This window comes from Acinetobacter legionensis, from assembly GCF_048552295.1.
Lineage (GTDB): Bacteria > Pseudomonadota > Gammaproteobacteria > Pseudomonadales > Moraxellaceae > Acinetobacter.
Window position 1 is genome coordinate 54175 of the sequence record NZ_JBIMCW010000002.1, and the last position, 17216, is coordinate 71390.

The 17216-nt window shown below is 41.3% G+C and carries 13 protein-coding genes and 5 tRNA genes; 17 read left to right on the forward strand and 1 reads right to left on the reverse strand.

Annotation, left to right across the window (positions count from 1 at the left end; genetic code table 11):
• Window positions 1–62: 62 nt before the first annotated feature.
• From ACG916_RS01770 to ACG916_RS01845, 16 genes are all read left to right on the forward strand, one after another.
• Window positions 63–138, forward strand: a tRNA-Thr gene (locus ACG916_RS01770).
• Window positions 139–191: 53 nt separating this feature from the next.
• A tRNA-Tyr gene (locus ACG916_RS01775) sits at window positions 192–275 on the forward strand.
• A 33-nt stretch (window positions 276–308) separates the two neighbouring features.
• Window positions 309–384 (forward strand) — tRNA-Gly (locus ACG916_RS01780).
• An 11-nt stretch (window positions 385–395) separates the two neighbouring features.
• Window positions 396–470: transfer RNA gene (locus ACG916_RS01785), tRNA-Thr, on the forward strand.
• Window positions 471–614: 144 nt separating this feature from the next.
• Entirely contained in the window at window positions 615–1805 is a 1191-nt protein-coding gene (gene tuf / locus ACG916_RS01790; protein WP_004723653.1) for an elongation factor Tu, read from the forward strand.
• Window positions 1806–1855: 50 nt separating this feature from the next.
• Window positions 1856–1931, forward strand: a tRNA-Trp gene (locus ACG916_RS01795).
• 74 nt (window positions 1932–2005) lie between these two features.
• Window positions 2006–2446, forward strand: coding sequence for a preprotein translocase subunit SecE (gene secE / locus ACG916_RS01800; protein WP_004718489.1), 441 nt, complete (start codon window positions 2006–2008; stop codon window positions 2444–2446).
• 7 nt (window positions 2447–2453) lie between these two features.
• Complete coding sequence (nusG, locus tag ACG916_RS01805; RefSeq protein WP_004718486.1) at window positions 2454–2987, forward strand: transcription termination/antitermination protein NusG; 534 nt, start codon at window positions 2454–2456, stop codon at window positions 2985–2987.
• A gap of 117 nt (window positions 2988–3104) precedes the next feature.
• Window positions 3105–3533, forward strand: a complete 429-nt coding sequence (rplK, locus tag ACG916_RS01810) for a 50S ribosomal protein L11 (RefSeq protein ID WP_004718484.1) — start codon at window positions 3105–3107, stop codon at window positions 3531–3533.
• 3 nt (window positions 3534–3536) lie between these two features.
• On the forward strand, window positions 3537–4232 hold the full coding sequence (gene rplA / locus ACG916_RS01815) for a 50S ribosomal protein L1 (RefSeq protein WP_004718482.1): 696 nt from the start codon (window positions 3537–3539) through the stop codon (window positions 4230–4232).
• Between the two features lie 361 nt (window positions 4233–4593).
• Window positions 4594–5100 carry a 50S ribosomal protein L10 gene (rplJ, locus tag ACG916_RS01820; RefSeq protein ID WP_336952377.1) on the forward strand — a complete coding sequence of 169 codons (507 nt, stop codon included), beginning with the start codon at window positions 4594–4596 and terminating at the stop codon, window positions 5098–5100.
• Window positions 5101–5148: 48 nt separating this feature from the next.
• The gene (gene rplL / locus ACG916_RS01825) at window positions 5149–5514 is read left to right on the forward strand and encodes a 50S ribosomal protein L7/L12 (RefSeq protein ID WP_004818508.1); all 366 of its coding nucleotides are present in this window, start codon (window positions 5149–5151) and stop codon (window positions 5512–5514) included.
• Between the two features lie 304 nt (window positions 5515–5818).
• Window positions 5819–9907, forward strand: coding sequence for a DNA-directed RNA polymerase subunit beta (gene rpoB, locus ACG916_RS01830; RefSeq protein ID WP_004718475.1), 4089 nt, complete (start codon window positions 5819–5821; stop codon window positions 9905–9907).
• A gap of 145 nt (window positions 9908–10052) precedes the next feature.
• Window positions 10053–14246: a DNA-directed RNA polymerase subunit beta' gene (gene rpoC / locus ACG916_RS01835; protein ID WP_336952374.1), complete on the forward strand. Its 4194-nt coding sequence runs from the start codon at window positions 10053–10055 to the stop codon at window positions 14244–14246.
• An 83-nt stretch (window positions 14247–14329) separates the two neighbouring features.
• On the forward strand, window positions 14330–14902 hold the full coding sequence (locus ACG916_RS01840; RefSeq protein ID WP_419326985.1) for a hypothetical protein: 573 nt from the start codon (window positions 14330–14332) through the stop codon (window positions 14900–14902).
• A gap of 230 nt (window positions 14903–15132) precedes the next feature.
• Window positions 15133–15489, forward strand: coding sequence for a YMGG-like glycine zipper-containing protein (locus ACG916_RS01845; RefSeq protein ID WP_336952370.1), 357 nt, complete (start codon window positions 15133–15135; stop codon window positions 15487–15489).
• Between the two features lie 150 nt (window positions 15490–15639).
• Here the strand turns inward: ACG916_RS01845 and ACG916_RS01850 are convergent, their stop codons facing one another.
• Window positions 15640–16128: a PaaI family thioesterase gene (locus ACG916_RS01850; RefSeq protein WP_336952368.1), complete on the reverse strand. Its 489-nt coding sequence runs from the start codon at window positions 16126–16128 to the stop codon at window positions 15640–15642.
• Window positions 16129–16247: 119 nt separating this feature from the next.
• Here ACG916_RS01850 and ACG916_RS01855 point away from each other — a divergent pair, with 119 nt between their 5' ends.
• Complete coding sequence (locus ACG916_RS01855; RefSeq protein ID WP_419326987.1) at window positions 16248–17123, forward strand: alpha/beta fold hydrolase; 876 nt, start codon at window positions 16248–16250, stop codon at window positions 17121–17123.
• Window positions 17124–17216 lie beyond the last annotated feature (93 nt).

Consider the following 17216-nt stretch of genomic DNA (forward strand, 5'->3'; position numbering starts at 1 on the left):
GATTCTGAGTTTTGCTAAACTGCACACCGTTCCGATACGAAACGTACGAAACACTAAGAAACGCCGGCATAGCTCAGTTGGTAGAGCAACTGACTTGTAATCAGTAGGTCCACAGTTCGAATCCGTGTGCCGGCACCATCTTAAGGTTTTGTGTTATAATGTTGAAGAACGACACTGAAAGTAAGTGTAAAGGTGAGATTCCCGAGCGGTCAAAGGGAGCAGACTGTAACTCTGCCACGAAAGTTTCGAAGGTTCGAATCCTTCTCTCACCACCATTACTTCGATAAGTGGTTAATTACCAACATTAAGCGGGAGTAGCTCAGTTGGTAGAGCGGTAGCCTTCCAAGCTACATGTCGCGAGTTCGACCCTCGTCTCCCGCTCCATCGAAGATGATGCTCTTATAGCTCAGTGGTAGAGCACTCCCTTGGTAAGGGAGAGGTCTCGAGTTCAAATCTCGATAAGAGCTCCAGATACAATTTGGTAGATTATTCTACACCAGTTTCTCAAAAGCAGGCTTATTAGTCTGCTTTTCAAGTATTAGGTGTCTAGTTTTTTAGACGATTGTCGATGCTGAGTTGTTTAACTCGTGTTCGACATAAACGAGGAAGAGCAAATGGCTAAGGCTAAGTTTGAACGTAATAAGCCACACGTAAACGTGGGTACAATTGGTCACGTCGACCATGGTAAAACAACTTTAACTGCTGCAATTGCAACAATTTGTGCAAAAACTTACGGCGGTGAAGCTAAAGACTACGCAGCAATCGATTCTGCACCAGAAGAAAAAGCACGTGGTATTACAATTAATACTTCACATGTAGAATACGATTCTCCAATTCGTCACTACGCTCACGTAGACTGCCCAGGTCACGCCGATTATGTTAAAAACATGATCACTGGTGCTGCTCAGATGGATGGTGCGATCCTTGTATGTGCTGCGACTGATGGTCCAATGCCACAAACACGTGAACACATCCTTCTTTCTCGCCAAGTAGGCGTACCTTATATTCTTGTATTCCTTAACAAGTGTGACCTTGTTGATGATGAAGAATTACTTGAATTAGTAGAAATGGAAGTTCGTGAACTTCTATCTACTTATGACTTCCCAGGTGATGACACGCCTATCATCCGTGGTTCAGCACTTGCTGCACTTAATGGTGATGCTGGTCAATATGGCGAATCAGCTGTACTTTCACTTGTTGAAGCGCTTGACTCTTATATCCCAGAACCAGAACGTGCTATCGATAAAGCATTCTTGATGCCAATCGAAGATGTATTCTCTATTTCTGGTCGTGGTACAGTGGTAACAGGTCGTGTAGAGTCTGGTATCGTTAAAGTCGGTGAAGAAGTTGAAATCGTTGGTATTAAAGATACAGTTAAAACAACTGTAACTGGCGTAGAAATGTTCCGTAAACTTCTTGACGAAGGTCGTGCGGGCGAGAACTGTGGTGTTCTTTTACGTGGTACTAAGCGTGAAGACGTACAACGTGGTCAAGTACTTGCTAAACCAGGTACAATCAAGCCGCACACTAAATTCGACGCAGAAGTATATGTACTTTCTAAAGAAGAAGGTGGTCGTCATACTCCGTTCCTTAACGGTTACCGTCCACAGTTCTACTTCCGTACAACTGATGTAACTGGTGCAATCCAATTACAAGACGGCGTTGAAATGGTTATGCCAGGTGACAACGTTGAAATGTCAGTAGAACTTATCCACCCAATCGCAATGGACCCAGGTCTACGTTTTGCGATCCGTGAAGGTGGTCGTACAGTTGGTGCTGGTGTAGTTGCTAAAGTAACTGCATAACCGCTAATATGTTTATTCTAACCGAGAGTTTAGGCTCTCGGTTTGTTTATAGGTCAGTAGTTCAATTGGTAGAGCGTCGGTCTCCAAAACCGAATGTTGGGGGTTCGAGTCCCTCCTGACCTGCCATTTTTTAAATAAAAAACTTGATGTCGGCTAAACTGGTCATATAATAAGTCGCGAAACCTACGACGAGTACAAAAATGTCGAATGATAAATCACGTGACGCAATGGGCGGCGCGGCAATTCCTCAAAGCAACAATTCTGCTGAAATGGTGAAGACAAGTTCTCCATTTGATTTTATTTTGTGGATCATTGCATTGGCTTTATTTGGCGGTGCGTTGATGACAAATCAATATCTTCCAGCGTATTGGGCACCTGCAAATAGTGTCTGGGTGCGTATTGGGGTAATTTTAGCTTGTATCATCGTAGCTTTAGGTTTATTATACGCCACCCATCAAGGCAAAGGCTTTGTTCGTTTGCTTAAAGACTCTCGTATCGAATTGCGTCGAGTTACATGGCCTACGAAACATGAAACAGTAACCACTTCATGGCAAGTTCTCCTCGTTGTTGTAGTTGCCGCAATTATTTTGTGGTGTTTTGACTATATCATCGGTTGGTTTATGAAGTTTATTATCGGGTAAGAGAGCTATGAAACGTTGGTACATTATTCATGCCTATTCAGGTTATGAAAAACAAGTGATGCGTTCACTTAATGATCGAATCCAGCGTAGCGCTGTTGCTGATAGTTTTGGTGAAGTCCTTGTTCCTACCGAAGAAGTGGTAGAGATGAAGGATGGTAAGAAACGTAAATCAGAGCGTAAATTCTTTCCTGGCTATGTGTTAGTCGAAATGGAAATGAATGATGAAACTTGGCACATTGTTAAAGAATGTCCAAAAGTATTAGGTTTCATCGGTGGTACAGCTGAAAAGCCAGCACCAATTACGCAAAAAGAAGCTGATGCGATTCTTGCACGTGTACACAACAAAGGCGAAGCACCTCGTCCTAAGACGATGTTTGAGCCGGGTGAAGAATTACTTGTTACTGACGGTCCATTCACAGACTTTAAAGGTGTGGTGGAAGAAGTTCAGTACGAAAAATCACGTTTAACGTTGACGATTAATGTATTTAATCGACCAACTCAAGTTGAATTGGAATTTCGCCAAGTCGAAAAAACAATTTAATTTGCACTGTTTGAAAGCGCCCGATTTGTTATGGATCGGGCATTGTTGTTGTAACGGTATCGTTACTTGAAATGTTGGGGAGCTCTAAAAGGCGTTTGTACCCAGAGGTAATTTGAAATGGCTAAGAAGATTGACGGCTATATCAAGCTGCAAGTTCCAGCTGGTAAAGCGAATCCATCTCCACCGATTGGTCCTGCACTAGGTCAACGTGGTGTTAACATCATGGCATTCTGTAAAGAATTCAATGCTGCGACACAAAAAGTTGAACAAGGTCTTCCAATTCCTGTAGTGATCACTGTGTACAACGATAAGTCGTTCACATTTATCATGAAAACTCCACCTGCTGCGATTCTTCTTAAGAAAGCTGCTGGTATCCAAAAGGGTTCTGCTGTACCAAACAAAACTAAAGTTGGTAAGTTGACTCGCGCTCAGTTAGAAGAAATTGCGACTACTAAAGAACCAGATTTAACTGGTGCTGATTTAGACGCACGTGTACGTACCATTGCTGGTTCTGCGCGTTCTATGGGCTTGGAAGTGGAGCTATAAGACATGGCAAAGTTAACTAAACGTCAAAAAGCCATTGCTGCAGCTATTGAAGCAAACAAAGTTTACACTTTGGAAGAAGCAGTACAAGTTCTTAGCAGCCTACCTGCTGCAAAATTCAAAGAATCTTTGGATGTTGCGGTAAATCTAGGTGTTGATCCTCGTAAATCTGACCAAGTTGTTCGTGGCGCGACTACACTTCCTGCAGGTACTGGTAAAACTGTACGTGTTGCTGTGTTTGCTCAAGGCGCTGCTGCTGAAGCTGCTAAAGCTGAAGGCGCGGACATCGTTGGTTTTGATGATCTTGCTGAAAGCATTCAAGCGGGTAACTTAGATTTCGACGTTGTGATTGCTGCTCCAGATGCAATGCGTGTTGTTGGTAAGTTGGGTACGATCCTTGGTCCACGTGGCTTAATGCCAAACCCTAAAGTGGGTACTGTAACTCCTGACGTAGCAACTGCAGTTAAAAATGCAAAAGCTGGTCAAGCACGTTACCGTGTAGACAAAGCGGGTATCATCCATGCTGCGATCGGTCAAGTAGGTTTCACTGCTGAAGCTGTTCGTTCAAACGTTGAAGCGCTTATCGCTGACCTTAAGAAAGCAAAACCTGCGACTTCTAAAGGTATCTACATCCAAAAGATCACTTTGAGCTCAACTATGGGTCCTGGTCTTGTTGTTGATGTACAAAACGTTTCTAAATAATTATTTTTCAATAATTATATTGAGATAAAAGAATTTTAAAGTCCTGAGTGAAATTTGAAGTGTTACTTCAAATTTTACGCAAGAAAAAGTGATGACTTCTATTGAGGTTGAGCTTTTCTTCTTGTGGATTGATAAAGCATTGCTTTGTTAATCATCAGGCGGACTTTGAATTGATAGATGTAAATTTATCAGCGTCAAAGACCTCAGGCGAGGGGAGTCTTCGGATTCGCTTCTTAAAATACCAGTCTGAGTAGACGCGGTGGTGTGATTGATTCCTCCTCCGCGTGTAAGTCAAGAGATTGATTTACGAATTGGGAGTGCAGTCCGTGGATTGCATAAATCACCGTTAGGAGGTTTTACAATGGCTCTTCTTATCGAAGACAAAAAACAGATCGTTGCGGAAGTAAATGAAGTTGCTTCTACCGCGTTTGCTGCTGTTGTTGCTGACTACCAAGGTTTAACAGTTGAACAATTGACTACACTTCGTGTTGAAGCTCGTAAGTTAGGTGTTAAGACACGTATCGTGCGTAACACTTTGGCTAAACGTGCTTTCGAAGGTACTCAATTTGATATCTTAGACGAAAACCTTGTTGGTCCAACTATTCTAGCTTTTTCAACTTCTGAAGATGACATGGGCGCAGCTGCTCGCTTGTTTGAAGAATTTGCTAAAACTAACAAAGCATTTGAACTTAAAGCTGCTGCATTTGATGGCAAACTTTATCAAGGTGCTGAAGTTAGCGTTATCGCGAATCTTCCGAACCAAGAAAAAGCACTTACTATGCTTGCCAATGTTCTTCAAGCTCCTATTTCGAAATTGGGTCGCCTTATTACAGCGCTCAAAGAGAAAAACGAGTCAGAAGCTGCATAAGCTTAATAAATTTCACACACCATTCAATATCCATTTGGAGTTATTCTCATGGCTTTAACTAACGAAGAAATCTTAAACGCAGTTGCTGAAAAAACTGTTCTTGAACTTGTTGAACTTATCTCTGCTTTCGAAGAGAAATTCAATGTATCAGCTGCTGCTGTAGCTGTAGCTGCAGGTCCTGCTGTTGCTGCTGCTGAAGAGCAATCAGAATTCAATGTTGAATTGACTTCTTTCGGTGCTAACAAAGTTGCTGTAATTAAAGCAGTACGTGAAGTTACTGGTCTTGGCTTGAAAGAAGCTAAAGACTTAGTTGAAGGCGCTCCTTCAAATCTTAAAGAAGGCGTTTCTAAAGAAGAAGCTGAAGAACTTAAGAAAAAACTTGAAGAAACTGGTGCTACAGTTACTGTTAAGTAATTTCGCTAGGGGTCGAATTTTAATTTGACCCCAAAAATTGGCTGATGGCTCTTGGGTCATCAGCCTTTTTGCGTTACAATAACCGGCTCGATTTTAGATTGATTGGTAGAAAAACCATCAATTTTTAAAATAAATAAACATAATCAAACGCTTACCAATATTTTTCCACTTTAAAAATATTGTTAAGCGTTTTGTACCACTGAAATTTGCAGCATTTGTATAAAAGTGGTGGTCATATCGACCTGCGTAATTCCTTCTAAGTTCGTTCTGCAGGCGGACTTAGTTTACTTTCCGAGGACTCCAGATGGCATACTCATATACCGAAAAGAAACGGATCCGTAAGAATTTTGGTAAATTGCCCCAAGTCATGCATGCTCCGTACCTGCTCTCGATTCAAGTCGACTCGTACAGAACATTCTTGCAAGATGGCAAAACTCCAAAAAATCGCGAAGATATCGGTCTCCAAGCTGCATTTCGTTCAGTTTTTCCTATTGAAAGTTATTCGGGCAATGCTGCTTTAGAATTCGTTGAGTATAGTCTTGGTAAACCAGAGTTTGATGTTCGCGAATGTATTCTTCGTGGCTCAACCTTTGCGGCACCAATGCGCGTTAAAATTCGTTTGATCATCAAAGATCGTGAAACGAAATCTATTAAAGACGTACGTGAACAAGAAGTGTACATGGGTGAAATGCCACTCATGACGGAGAATGGTACCTTTGTCATCAATGGTACTGAGCGTGTAATCGTATCTCAATTACACCGTTCACCAGGCGTATTCTTTGACCATGATAAAGGTAAAACGCATTCAAGCGGTAAAGTGCTTTATTCAGCACGTATTATTCCTTATCGTGGTTCATGGTTAGATTTTGAGTTTGATGCTAAAGATTTAGTCTTTGTACGTATTGACCGTCGTCGCAAATTGCTTGCGACTGTTGTGTTACGTGCATTGAGCTATAGCAATGAACAAATTCTGAATATGTTCTACGAAAAAGTACCTGTATATCTTGATATGGGTAGCTATCAGATTGACCTTGTGCCTGAACGTCTTCGTGGTGAAATGGCTCAATTTGATATCGTGGACAATGATGGTAAAGCCATTGTTGAACAAGGTAAACGTATTAATGCTCGCCATGTACGTCAAATGGAAGCTGCTGGTTTAACTAAACTTCCAGTTCCAGATGAATATTTGTATGAGCGTATTACTGCTGAAGATATCGTGCTTAAAGATGGTGAAGTGATTACTGCTAACACTGTATTAAGTCATGAGATTTTGGTCAGAATTGCTGAAGGTGGTATTAAACAATTTAATATCCTGTTCACCAATGACATCGATCGCGGTTCTTTTGTTGCTGACACCTTACGTGCAGATACAACATCTGGCCGTGAAGAAGCACTTGTAGAAATCTACAAAGTGATGCGTCCAGGTGAGCCACCAACGAAAGAAGCGGCTGAAAACTTATTCAATAACTTATTCTTCTCTACAGAGCGTTATGATTTATCGCCTGTGGGTCGTATGAAGTTTAACCGTCGTTTGGGTCGTCCTTACGAAGTGGGTACAGATCAGAAGTCTCGTGAAGTAGAAGGTATTCTTTCTAACGATGACATCATCGATGTACTGAAAACATTGGTAGAAATTCGTAACGGTAAAGGTGAAGTCGACGATATCGATCACTTGGGTAACCGTCGCGTACGTTCTGTTGGTGAAATGACAGAAAACCAATTCCGTGTTGGTTTGGTTCGTGTTGAGCGTGCTGTTAAAGAGCGTTTAAACCAAGCTGAAACAGATAACTTGTCTCCACAAGATTTGATCAATGCGAAACCAGTTGCTGCTGCAATCAAAGAATTCTTTGGTTCAAGCCAATTGTCACAGTTTATGGATCAAAACAACCCATTGTCAGAAATTACACACAAACGTCGTGTATCTGCGCTTGGGCCTGGTGGTTTGACACGTGAACGTGCGGGCTTTGAGGTACGTGACGTACATCAAACTCACTATGGTCGTGTATGTCCAATTGAAACGCCTGAAGGACCAAACATTGGTTTGATCAACTCGCTTTCTGTTTATGCAAAAGCGAACAACTTCGGTTTCTTGGAAACACCATACCGTCGCGTTGTTGATGGTCGTGTAACAGATGATGTTGAATATTTATCTGCAATTGAAGAAGTTGGTACTGTGATTGCACAGGCCGATTCTGCATTGGATAAAGATGGACATTTAACTGAAGACTTCGTTTCAGTACGTCACCAAGGTGACTTCGTTCGTATGCCACCTGAAAAAGTGACGCATATGGATGTATCGGCTCAACAGGTTGTCTCTGTCGCTGCATCTCTTATTCCATTCCTTGAACACGATGATGCTAACCGTGCCTTGATGGGTTCAAACATGCAACGTCAGGCTGTTCCTACATTGCTTGCTGATAAACCACTTGTGGGTACCGGCATGGAAGCAAACGTAGCGCACGACTCTGGTGTATGTGTGATTGCGAAACGTGGTGGACGCATTGAGTTTGTAGATGCATCACGTGTGGTTATTCGTGTCAATGAAGATGAAATGATTGCGGGTGAAGCAGGTGTAGATATCTACAACTTGATCAAATACACGCGTTCAAACCAAAACACATGTATTAACCAAAAAGTGCTTGTGAGCATGGGCGATAAAGTCGGTCGTGGTGACGTTCTTGCTGATGGTCCATCAACTGATGGTGGTGAATTAGCACTAGGTCAGAACATGCGTGTCGCGTTCATGACTTGGAATGGTTATAACTACGAAGACTCGATTTTATTATCTGAACGTGTTCTTCAAGAAGATCGTTTAACTTCAATTCATATTCAAGAATTATCATGTGTTGCACGTGATACGAAGTTAGGTGCGGAAGAAATCACTGCCGATATTCCTAACGTAGGTGAAGCAGCGTTATCTAAACTTGATGAATCAGGTATTGTTTATATCGGTGCTGAAGTTGCAGCGGGTGATATTCTTGTTGGTAAAGTGACACCTAAAGGTGAAACACAATTAACTCCTGAAGAAAAATTACTTCGTGCAATCTTTGGTGAGAAAGCGGCAGACGTTAAAGATTCATCTTTACGTGTTTCTTCAAGCGTTAAAGGTACAGTCATCGACGTTCAAGTGTTTACACGTGACGGTATCGAGAAAGATGAACGTGCTCAAGCGATTGAGAAAGCGCAACTTGATGCTTACCGTAAAGACTTGAAAGAAGAATTCAAAATTTTCGAAGAAGCTGCTCGTGAACGTATTATCCGTTTGTTAAAAGGCCAAGAGTCGAATGGCGGCGGTACTACGAAGCGTGGTGATAAGCTATCTGAAGATGTATTGTCTGGTTTAGAGCTTGTTGATCTTTTAGAAGTTCAACCAACAGATGAAGGTATTGCTGAACGCTTAACTCAAATTCAAGTGTTCTTGAAAGAGAAGAGCTACGAGATCGATGAGAAATTTGCTGAGAAAAAACGCAAACTTTCTACAGGTGATGAGCTTACAACAGGTGTCTTGAAAGTTGTTAAAGTTTACTTAGCTGTAAAACGTCGTATCCAGCCTGGTGATAAGATGGCGGGTCGTCACGGTAACAAAGGTGTTGTATCAAACATCTTGCCTGTTGAAGACATGCCGCATGACATCCATGGTGTTCCAGTTGATGTCGTACTTAACCCATTGGGTGTACCATCACGTATGAACGTGGGGCAGATTCTTGAAACTCACTTAGGTATGGCTGCAAAAGGTCTTGGCGATAAGATCGACAAGATGATGAAAGAGCAACGTACTGTTCTTGAGCTTCGTGATTTCTTAGACAAGATTTATAACAAAGTTGGTGGCGAGCAAGAAGATCTTGATAGCTTGACCGATGAAGAAATCTTGGTGTTATCAGGTAACTTGCGTAAAGGTGTTCCTTTAGCTACGCCAGTATTTGATGGTGCAGAAGAGAGTCAGATCAAAGAGTTGCTTGAGCTTGGTGGTATCTCACGTACAGGTCAAACAGTATTGTATGACGGACGTACAGGTGAGCGTTTTGACCGCCCAGTAACTGTTGGTTATATGTATATGCTCAAGTTGAACCATTTGGTTGATGACAAGATGCATGCGCGTTCTACTGGTTCTTATTCACTTGTAACTCAACAACCGCTTGGTGGTAAAGCACAATTCGGTGGTCAGCGTTTCGGTGAGATGGAAGTCTGGGCACTAGAAGCTTATGGTGCTGCTTATACACTTCAAGAAATGCTTACTGTGAAGTCGGATGACGTTGAAGGTCGTACTCGCATCTATAAGAATATTGTAGATGGTAACCATTATATGGATCCGGGTATGCCTGAATCGTTTAACGTATTGACCAAAGAGATCCGTTCTTTAGGTATCAACATTGAACTGAAAAATGGTGACTAAATCCCACCCATTCCCCCTTTGTTAAAGGGGGGAATGTCCCCTCTTTAAGAAAGAGGGGGTAGGGGAGATGCCAAATCTCAGTGAAAAAACAATATTTGTGACCCAGTCGTAGCCTGAAAAGTGCTTCGACACACGGAGAAAAAAATTGAAAGACTTGCTCGATATCATGCGCAAAAAGACGGATTCAGATGGTCACGCTCCAGTAGAGTTTGACCGTATCCGTATTGGTCTTGCGTCACCAGAAATGATTAAGTCATGGTCTCACGGTGAAGTTAAAAAGCCAGAAACCATTAACTATCGTACGTTTAAACCAGAACGTGATGGTTTATTCTGTGCCAAAATCTTTGGTCCAGTAAAAGATTACGAATGCTTGTGTGGTAAATACAAGCGTATGAAATATAAAGGCGTCATTTGTGAAAAATGTGGCGTTGAAGTAACAACTGCAAAAGTTCGTCGTGAGCGTATGGGTCACATCGAGCTTGCTTCTCCAGTTGCGCATATTTGGTTCTTGAAATCATTACCAAGCCGTATCGGTTTATTACTTGATATGACTTTACGTGATATCGAACGTGTATTGTACTTCGAATCTTATGTGGTCACTGATCCTGGCATGACGCCAATGGAAAAGTACCAACTTCTTAACGATGAAGAATACTTCACAGCGTTAGAAGAACATGGTGATGAATTCAGCGCGAAAATGGGTGCAGAAGCAGTTCAAGATTTGTTGAAAGACATCGATCTTGAAGCTGAAATTTCTCGTTTACGTGAAGAAATTCCGAACACGACTTCAGAAACGAAGCTTAAAAAAGCCTCTAAACGTTTGAAGTTGATGGAAGCGTTCAAAGAGTCGAACAACAAGCCTGAATGGATGGTGATGAATGTACTTCCTGTACTTCCACCTGATCTTCGTCCGTTGGTACCGCTTGAAGGTGGTCGTTTTGCGACTTCTGACTTGAACGATCTTTATCGTCGTGTGATCAACCGTAACAACCGTTTAAAACGTCTTCTTGACCTTGCTGCACCAGACATTATCGTACGTAACGAAAAACGTATGTTACAAGAGTCTGTGGATGCGTTATTGGACAATGGTCGTCGTGGTCGTGCAATTACTGGTTCGAACAAACGTCCGCTTAAATCTTTGGCAGATATGATCAAAGGTAAGCAAGGTCGTTTCCGTCAAAACTTACTTGGTAAGCGTGTCGATTATTCTGGTCGTTCGGTAATTACTGTAGGTCCAACTTTACGTTTACACCAATGTGGTCTTCCAAAGAAAATGGCTCTTGAATTATTCAAGCCTTTTATCTTTGCTAAGCTACAAGCTTCTGGCCAAGCAACAACCATTAAAGCTGCGAAGAAAATGGTTGAGCGTGAAACCCCTGAAGTTTGGGACGTTCTTGCATCTGTAATTCGTCAACATCCAGTCATGTTGAACCGTGCGCCAACACTTCACCGTTTAGGTCTTCAAGCATTTGAACCTATCTTAATTGAAGGTAAAGCGATCCGTTTACATCCACTCGTTTGTGCTGCGTTTAACGCCGACTTCGATGGTGACCAAATGGCGGTTCACGTTCCATTAACACTTGAAGCTCAATTAGAAGCTCGTGCGTTAATGATGTCGACTAACAATATCTTGTCACCTGCAAATGGTGAGCCGATCATTGTACCTTCTCAGGACGTTGTCTTGGGCTTGTATTACATCACACGTGATGCAATCAATGCCAAAGGTGAAGGCATGGTGTTTGCGGATACTCATGAAGTAAACCGTGCACTTGCAACTGGTCAAGTTGACTTACATGCGCGTGTAAAAGCACGTGTACACCAAACAGTGATTGATGAAAACGGTAACCGTGAGCATCAAACAATTGTTGTAGATACGACGCCTGGTCGTTGCTTACTTTGGGAAGTTGTGCCTGAAGGTATGGATTTCCAACAAATCAACGTTGAGATGACGAAAAAGAACATCTCTAAATTGATTAACTCTTGCTACCGTAAATTAGGTTTGAAAGATACTGTTATCTTTGCTGACCAATTGATGTACTTGGGCTTCCGTCAAGCAACACGTTCAGGTGTTTCTGTAGGTATGGAAGACATGTTGATTCCACCACAAAAACAAGCAATTATCGAAAAAGCAGAAGTTGAAGTTCGTGAAATTGAACAACAATTTGAGCAAGGTTTCGTAACGGCAGGTGAGCGTTACAACAAAGTTGTCGATATTTGGGCGCGTACCAACGACCAAGTTGCGAAAGCGATGATGGATAACTTGTCCTTCACAACTGTTAAAAATAAACAGGGCGAAGACGAGAAGCAAAAATCATTCAACAGTATCTACATGATGTCTGACTCAGGTGCCCGTGGTTCGGCAGCTCAGATTCGTCAGCTTGCGGGTATGCGTGGTTTGATGGCGAAACCAGATGGTTCGATTATTGAAACGCCGATTAAAGCGAACTTCCGTGAAGGCTTGACAGTACTTCAATACTTCATTTCAACACATGGTGCACGTAAAGGTTTGGCCGATACAGCACTTAAAACTGCGAACTCTGGTTACTTGACTCGTCGTCTTGTAGACGTAGCACAAGACTTGGTTATTACAGAGCCAGATTGCGGTACGCTTGAAGGTCTTGTAATGACTCCGTTCATTCAAGGTGGCGACGTTATTGAGCCATTAAGTGTACGTGTATTAGGACGTGTAACTGCTGAAGACGTGAAAAAAGCGGGTTCAGATGAAGTTGTTCTTCCACGTAACACATTGATTGATGAAAAAATCGCTGCATATATTGAAGATGCTGGTGTTGATGAAGTTAAAGTACGTTCAGTTGTAAACTGTGCTTCCACTTTCGGTGTATGTGCGAAATGTTATGGTCGTGACTTGGCTCGCGGTCACTTGGTAAATCCAGGTGAATCTGTTGGTGTTATGGCTGCACAATCAATTGGTGAACCTGGTACACAGTTAACCATGCGTACATTCCACGTGGGTGGTGCTGCAAGCCGAACATCTGCTGCAAATAGCGTACAAGTACGTAATAAAGGTACGGTTCGTTTTCATAACGTTAAAACTGTTCAACATGCTAAAGGCCATTTGGTATCTGTTTCACGTTCAGGTGAGATCGGTATTGCAGATGACTTAGGTCGCGAACGTGAACGTTATAAACTTCCATACGGTGCGTCTATCTTGATTAAAGATGGTCAACCTGTAGAAGGCGGCGGTATTGTTGCGACTTGGGATCCGCATACACATCCATTGGTGACAGAAGTTGCTGGTAAAGCACGCTTCAGCCAAATTTCGGATGGCGTAACTGCAACATCTAAAACTGATGATGCAACGGGTATGACGACTGTTGAAATCTTACCTGTAACAGCGCGTCCTGCTTCTGGTAAAGATTTGCGTCCTGCAATCGTGTTGGATACAACAGATGGCGGCGAACAGTTCTACTTCTTGCCACAGAACACGATCGTTACTGTTCGTGATGGTGAAACGATTGGTGTTGGTGACGTTATTGGTCGTGTACCACAAGAAACTTCACGTACTCGTGATATTACCGGTGGTCTACCACGTGTAGCTGATTTGTTCGAAGCACGTAAGCCGAAAGAACATGCAATTCTTGCTGAAATCTCAGGTGTTGTAAGCTTTGGTAAAGAAACCAAAGGTAAGAACCGTTTAGTGATTACACCAGATGATGGCTCTGAAATTTATGAAGAGTTGATTCCAAAATGGCGTACCATTAACGTGTTTGAAGGTGAGCATGTTAACCGTGGTGAAACCATTTCTGATGGTCCACAAAATCCACATGACATCTTACGTTTGAAAGGTGAAGTTGCATTAACCAACTACATCGTGAACGAAGTTCAAGACGTTTACCGCTTACAAGGTGTAAAAATCAACGATAAGCATATCGAAGTAATCGTTCGTCAAATGTTGCGTAAAGTAGACATTACCGACGGTGGTGATACAAGCTTTATCAAAGGTGAACAAGTGGATTACATCCGCGTTGTGGGCGAAAACCAAGCAGTATTGGCTCAGAACAAATTTCCTGCGAAGTATGAACGTCAATTGATGGGTATTACGAAAGCATCGCTTTCTACTGATTCGTTCATCTCTGCTGCATCGTTCCAGGAAACAACACGTGTGTTAACTGAAGCTGCTGTAACAGGGAAAGAAGATGAGTTACGTGGTTTGAAAGAAAATGTTGTTGTAGGTCGCTTGATTCCAGCTGGTACTGGTCTTGCATACCATTTAGAACGTCGTCGTCAAGAAGCAGAAGCTGCAGAGCATGAGCTTGTAAATGACTTCTCTGAAGTTGATCAAGCATTCTCTCAAGCTTTAAATGAAGATACTTTCTAAGTTAAACAGCTTTTGAAATGAAGAAGACGCCTTAGGGCGTCTTTTTTTATATACTGAGTGGACTCAACACATAAGCATTTAAAATGGCAATAAAAATTAGACATACATTGATGGTTTTACTGGCAGTCATGTTCGTTCCCGCCTGTTTGTTGATGTTTTTACCAGCTCAGCCAGAAATGAATTGGCAGCATAATGTATTTCAATTCATCACAGAAAAATTAAAGGTTCAAACGGGAATGTTTGGCCCCTTGGGTTTTTATACAGTATCGATTACTGCATATTTTTCGCTATTGAGCAGCATCTGGGCCGTTTTTTTATTTTGTATGATTTGGCAAGAAGAGCGTGAAACTGCACCTCAAACAACCACTCAGACAGTGCAATTTAAGTTGTTGGATGGGGTAATTATGGTTGTATGTGTTATTGGATTTATCTGGTTTAGTTTTTCGATGATGCAATGGCATTTCGCGAAACAAGATATGACCATAGGTTTAGGTCGAAATGGTTATTTATTCCAATCCTTGTATCACTATCAACTTGGTGTTGTCTTTGCTGAACTCTTTTTTATGCTTTTCTTGGTATTCAGCCAGCTGGCAATCTTAATGCTTGTTTATGCAAGTTATCATTTTCTCAAAGAAAAATTTAAACGAATAGAATGATGCTTTTAGTTTTAAAAATCTTGTGATTAAGTTAATGCTTTATGAGGAAATCGTCATTCAATGATAATTTCTTATTAACATGAATGTTATTTAAATTCGACTGTGCATCTTTGATAATTAAAGACTACAAATAGCAACATGAAAATTTAATTTAATCCATAAATTAGTGTTTTCATAAATTCAGTTGTAATTAATTGCATTTGTAAGTTCAGATAGAAAGGATGAATAACATGAAAAAAATAGTAATGACTATGATGTGTGTGAGTTTACCTATTGTGATGCTTACAGGTTGTGAAAACATGTCAGCAAATGATAAGCGTATTACTTCCGCGGCACTTGGTGGTGCTGTTGGTGGTGGTATAGGTAATCATGCTGGTAATGGTGTGGGTGCTGCTGTTGGTGCAGGTGGTGGTGCTGCTGTAGGAAGCAAAGCCAACAATGGTTCAAACCGTAATGCAACATATAGTGGTATAGGTGCAGGTATTGGCTCAGTCATTGGTAAAGGTGTACTCGGCGGTGATGCCGGTGCTGCCATTGGTGGTGCGATCGGTGGTGGTGCTGGTGCTGCAATTGAGCAAAATAAATAGTCGTTAAAACCAAATCAAAATAAGCGCAACGTTTATAACGTCATGCGCTTATTTTTTTATCAATATCTAATTTTAGAAGAGTTCAGCATCTCTTCACTATTACACAATTTATTGACTATTTGGCTTTAAAATGGCTCATTCAAACAGACTTCAGCGTTTTAATGGGTGAGGGTTTTTACGACGGATATACACCGTTTTTTGTACTTCAGCAATTCTTAAGCCCGAGTCGTCAAAAATATTCACTGTATAGTTACGATAGACTGGACTATAGTTTTCGGCCAAGTTCTTCACATGTTCGATTTCAATCGCATCTAAACGGATATCTGCATAAACCGTACTGCGACCAGGGGAAAGGAAATTGATGTTTGCGGTTTTGTCCCAAACCATATATTTCGGGCCTAAATGATGCATTAAAAGAAGCATATAAAATGGATCAACCATTGAATACAAACTACCGCCAAAGTGCACGCCAACAATATTTTGATTGCTATGCGTCAGTGGCATTTTGACCCGAACGTGATAGTTTTTTAGATCAATTTTTTCGATTTCAATCCCTGCACCTTTATATGGAGAAAAATGATTCAACATAAATTTGGAAACAAATGGGATTGTCTGTAGTTTTTTGATTAGCGCATTCATGGTCAATTCTAGTTATCGATTTTTAAACCATAATAAAGAACAGAATGGAATGTGGCATTGATCTAAATGCCCTTTACAACGAAATCACAGCCAATGGTAAAACAATAAAAGGTGACTCAATGCAAGTGCAAACTTATTGGATATCCACCCAAGACAAACAAAAACTTTATGCAAAAACATGGGGTAATGCTGAAAACCCTGCGTTGGTTTTGGTGCATGGCTATCCCGATAATCAAGAAGTTTGGGAACCGATTATTGAACAATTGATCTCAAAATTTTACATCATTACTTATGATGTACGTGGGGCAGGACAGTCTTCTGTACCAAAACGAATTCGTGATTATGCTTTAGCACGCTTATCTTTGGATTTAGAGTGCGTGGTAAATGAGCTACTGCCCAATCGTAATTTTCATCTTGCAGCGCATGATTGGGGCTCGATTCAGTCGTGGGAATCTGTGACTGAACCTAAATTTAAAAATCGTATTTTGTCTTATACCACTATGTCTGGACCTTGTTTAGATCATGCGGCTTTTTGGATGCGTGAACAGTTTTTACATGAAAAGCCTAAATTTTTTAAGCAGTTATTTAAATCTTGGTATATCGTTGCATTCCAGTTACCATTTCTTGCCCCGACCGTTTGGCATTTTTTTAGCCCACAACGCTGGGGTGCAATTTTAACGCAACTTGAGAAAAAGAAAGGCTTACCCTTAAACCAAAATATTGCAAAAGATGGTGAACATGGTATCGGACTATACCGTGCTAACTTTCTTCCACGTTTAACTCGTCCACGTGAGCGTTATGCAGTATGTCCTGTACAGGCGGTTGTACTGTTAAGAGATAAATTTGTAAGTCCAGAATTGATTGATGAAGTGCCTAAATGGGCAACAGATTTTGAACGTGTAGAAGTTGATGCAAACCATTGGGCAGTACTTAGTCAACCACAAGAGATTGCACAATATATTGAAACATTTGCACTCAAAAATAGTGAGAGTTGATTCGCTTAAAGTGATGTGAGCTCTTATAAAAATAGGCCATGTTTTCACATGGCCTATTCATTTTATGACCAGTTCGACTAAATTACAGCTTCA

What these genes read in the sequence shown, in the direction of transcription:
- tuf (WP_004723653.1), top strand. Translation starts at nt 615, where the DNA reads ATGGCTAAGGCTAAGTTTGAACGTAATAAGCCACACGTAAACGTGGGT.
- secE (WP_004718489.1), top strand. Translation starts at nt 2,006, where the DNA reads ATGTCGAATGATAAATCACGTGACGCAATGGGCGGCGCGGCAATTCCT.
- nusG (WP_004718486.1), top strand. Translation starts at nt 2,454, where the DNA reads ATGAAACGTTGGTACATTATTCATGCCTATTCAGGTTATGAAAAACAA.
- rplK (WP_004718484.1), top strand. Translation starts at nt 3,105, where the DNA reads ATGGCTAAGAAGATTGACGGCTATATCAAGCTGCAAGTTCCAGCTGGT.
- rplA (WP_004718482.1), top strand. Translation starts at nt 3,537, where the DNA reads ATGGCAAAGTTAACTAAACGTCAAAAAGCCATTGCTGCAGCTATTGAA.
- rplJ (WP_336952377.1), top strand. Translation starts at nt 4,594, where the DNA reads ATGGCTCTTCTTATCGAAGACAAAAAACAGATCGTTGCGGAAGTAAAT.
- rplL (WP_004818508.1), top strand. Translation starts at nt 5,149, where the DNA reads ATGGCTTTAACTAACGAAGAAATCTTAAACGCAGTTGCTGAAAAAACT.
- rpoB (WP_004718475.1), top strand. Translation starts at nt 5,819, where the DNA reads ATGGCATACTCATATACCGAAAAGAAACGGATCCGTAAGAATTTTGGT.
- ACG916_RS01840 (WP_419326985.1), top strand. Translation starts at nt 14,330, where the DNA reads ATGGCAATAAAAATTAGACATACATTGATGGTTTTACTGGCAGTCATG.
- ACG916_RS01845 (WP_336952370.1), top strand. Translation starts at nt 15,133, where the DNA reads ATGAAAAAAATAGTAATGACTATGATGTGTGTGAGTTTACCTATTGTG.
- ACG916_RS01850 (WP_336952368.1), bottom strand. Translation starts at nt 16,128, where the DNA reads ATGAATGCGCTAATCAAAAAACTACAGACAATCCCATTTGTTTCCAAA.
- ACG916_RS01855 (WP_419326987.1), top strand. Translation starts at nt 16,248, where the DNA reads ATGCAAGTGCAAACTTATTGGATATCCACCCAAGACAAACAAAAACTT.